Below are 2,766 nucleotides of genomic sequence, written 5' to 3' on the forward strand. Positions count from 1 at the left end.
GCGCTGCCCGGTTGTGTCTCGCGGGCCCGTGCTCTCCCGACTCCCCCCGGGCCGCCGCCGTGGGTGTGGTGGTGGGGTGGGGGCGGGTGGGTCTCGTGCCCGCCCCCGCCGTGGCGGCCCCCCCCCGCTCCCACAGTTCCAGCACATCCAGAACCGATATGATCCACCGGAACTTCGGTGGGATCGTCTGGATGAGCTGGCTGCCCGAATCGCTGCGGAACCTCCGCCGCGATGTGTTTTTCCTCGTATTGCTCGGCGTAGCCTTCGTGTTCGCGGTGGCCATGCCGTCGCGCGTCGCGACCTGGCCCTCGCTCGTCGACTGGCCGACGATCGCTGCGCTCACCGGGCTGCTCATCCTCACCAAGGCCGTGGAAGAGAGCGGTGCCCTCGGCCATGCGGGGCGCTGGCTCATCGACCGCACCTCGACGCGGCGGCTGGCCGCGCTGGGCCTGGTCGCTGCGACCGCGCTGTTGTCGATGCTGCTCACCAACGATGTGTCGCTGTTCGTCAGGGTGCCGCTGACGCTGAGCATGTGCCGCATCGCGCGCATGCCGGCGATGCGCCTGGTGATCTTCGAAGCGCTCGCCGTGAACGCGGGCTCCATGCTGACGCCCATCGGCAATCCCCAGAACCTGTTCCTCTGGCAGCAGTGGGGCATCGGCTTCGGTGGCTTCGTCTGGGTGATGCTGCCCGTGGTGGCCATTGCAATCGTGCTGCTGCTGGCGCTCACCGCCGTGGCGTTCCCGGCGACCCGGCTGGAGGTGCACGAACACCCCGAGGACGGCCTGGACCGCTGGATGCTGGTGGTTGCCGCCGTGCTCTACGTGCCGTTCCTGTTCCTGGCGGACGCGCACCACGCGGCGTGGGGCCTGCTCGGCGTGGTGGTGGTCTTCGCGCTGTTCCGGCGACGGGTGCTGGCCGCGATCGACTGGGGCCTGCTGTTGACCTTCGTGCTGATGTTCATCGACCTGCGCATGCTGGCGAGCCTCGACATCATCAAGGGCGTGCTTGGTGCGCTCGACCTGCACCAGCCCATGCACCTGTTTGCCACGGGTGCACTGGCCTCCCAGGTAGTGAGCAACGTACCCGCGGCGATCCTGCTGGCAGAGTACTCACACGACTGGCGCACGCTGGCGTGGGCGGTGAACGTCGGCGGCTTCGGCTTCATCCTGGGTTCGCTGGCGAACCTGATCGCGCTACGCCTGCTGGGCGAGAAAAACGCCTGGGGCACCTTCCACCTCTGGTCGGTGCCGTTCTTCATCGTGATGGCGATAGTGGGTGCTTTGCTTTTGTAGTTCGAGTGACCGCCGCATCGCGCCTTCGAATCGGTTCATTCGCTGGCGCGAATGCATGTTTTGAGCGGCTCACGCCGCCTCGCCCTTGTGCGTTGAGGAAGCTGCGGGTGGTCAGGCCCTTGGGGCCGCCAGGGCCTGACCGCTCCCGACCCCGCGACACTTCCAGCCTAAGGCGGCGCAAGCCGCTCAAAACATGCATTCGCGCCAGCGAATGAACCGATCACATGGCGCGCCAGCACGAGCGAATCAGCGCGCCTTGCGCGTGCCCTTCTCACCCGTGTTGCTGTTGCCCTTGTCGTACTGCTTGATGAAGTCGCGTACGTCGGGGTAGACCACATCGCGCCAGCGGCGGCCGCTGAAGATACCGTAGTGGCCGGCGCCTTCCACCGTGATGTGCTTCTTCAGCTTTTTCGCGATGCCCTTGCACAAGCCGTGCGCAGCCTCGGTCTGGCCAAGGCCGGAGATGTCGTCGAGCTCGCCTTCGATGGTCAACAGCGCCGTGCCCTTGATCTTCGCCGGCTGCACCAGCTCACCGTTCACTTCCCACGTGCCCTTGGGCAGGCGGTGTTCCTTGAACACTGTTTAGATGGTGTCGAGGTAGTACTCTGCCGGCATGTCGAGCACGTAGTTGTATTCATCGTAGAAATTGCGGTGCGCCTCGGCGTCGTCGAGGTCGCCCTTGCGCAGGTTCTCGTAGAAGTCCCAGTGCGACATGACATGGCGGCTGGGGTTCATCGCCAGGAAGCCCGCGTGCTGCAGGAAGCCCGGGTACACCTCGCGGCCCGCGCCGGGATACTGGTACGGCACCTTGTGGATCAGCTGGTTGCGGAACCACGACAAGGGCCGGGTCGTCGCAAGGTTGTCGACGCTGGTGGGGCTCTTGCGCGTATCGATCGGGCCGCCCATCAGCGTAAGCGTCGCCGGCGTGGCTTCGCCGCGCGCGGCCATCAGCGCGACCGCGGCAAGCACGGGCACGGTGGGCTGGCACACCGACACGACATGGGCGCGATGCACGCCGACGTGGCGGATGAATTCCTCGATGTACGACACGTAGTCGGCGAGCGAGAACGAGCCTTCCTCCAGCGGAACCATGCGCGCATCGGTCCAGTCGGTGATGTACACCTTATGGTCGCGCAGCAGCGTGCGCACGGTATCGCGCAGCAGCGTGCTGTGGTGGCCGGAGAGCGGGGCGACGACCAGGACCGCGGGATCGTGCTTCATCGCATCGACCGTGGCCTGGTCATCCGAGAAGCGCTTGAAGCGCTTCAGGGTGCAGAACGGCTTGCTCATGGCCACCTGCTCGACGATGGCCACGTCATGCCCGTGGGCATGCACGCTGTGGATGTCGAACTCGGGCTTCTCGTAGGCCTTGCCCAGGCGGTACATCAGCTCGTACCCGGCAGCGGCGCGGTCGGCGCCCGGCATGCGGGCAAACGGGCTGGCCAGGTCGCCAAACATCTTGGCGCCGGCT

Annotated in this window: 1 protein-coding gene and 1 pseudogene; one reads left to right on the plus strand and one right to left on the minus strand. The window is 66.3% G+C overall.

Annotation, left to right across the window (positions count from 1 at the left end; genetic code table 11):
• Positions 1-158: 158 nt before the first annotated feature.
• Complete coding sequence (locus tag ACTHLF_RS00225) at positions 159-1,295, plus strand: SLC13 family permease (RefSeq protein ID WP_440323778.1); 1,137 nt, start codon at positions 159-161, stop codon at positions 1,293-1,295.
• 246 nt (positions 1,296-1,541) lie between these two features.
• On the opposite strand, the pseudogene ACTHLF_RS00230 reads toward ACTHLF_RS00225, so the two are convergent.
• Positions 1,542-2,766: pseudogene (locus ACTHLF_RS00230) on the minus strand (polyhydroxyalkanoate depolymerase); the annotation flags it as partial.

This window comes from Luteibacter sp., assembly GCF_051958795.1.
Taxonomy (GTDB): Bacteria; Pseudomonadota; Gammaproteobacteria; order Xanthomonadales; family Rhodanobacteraceae; genus Luteibacter.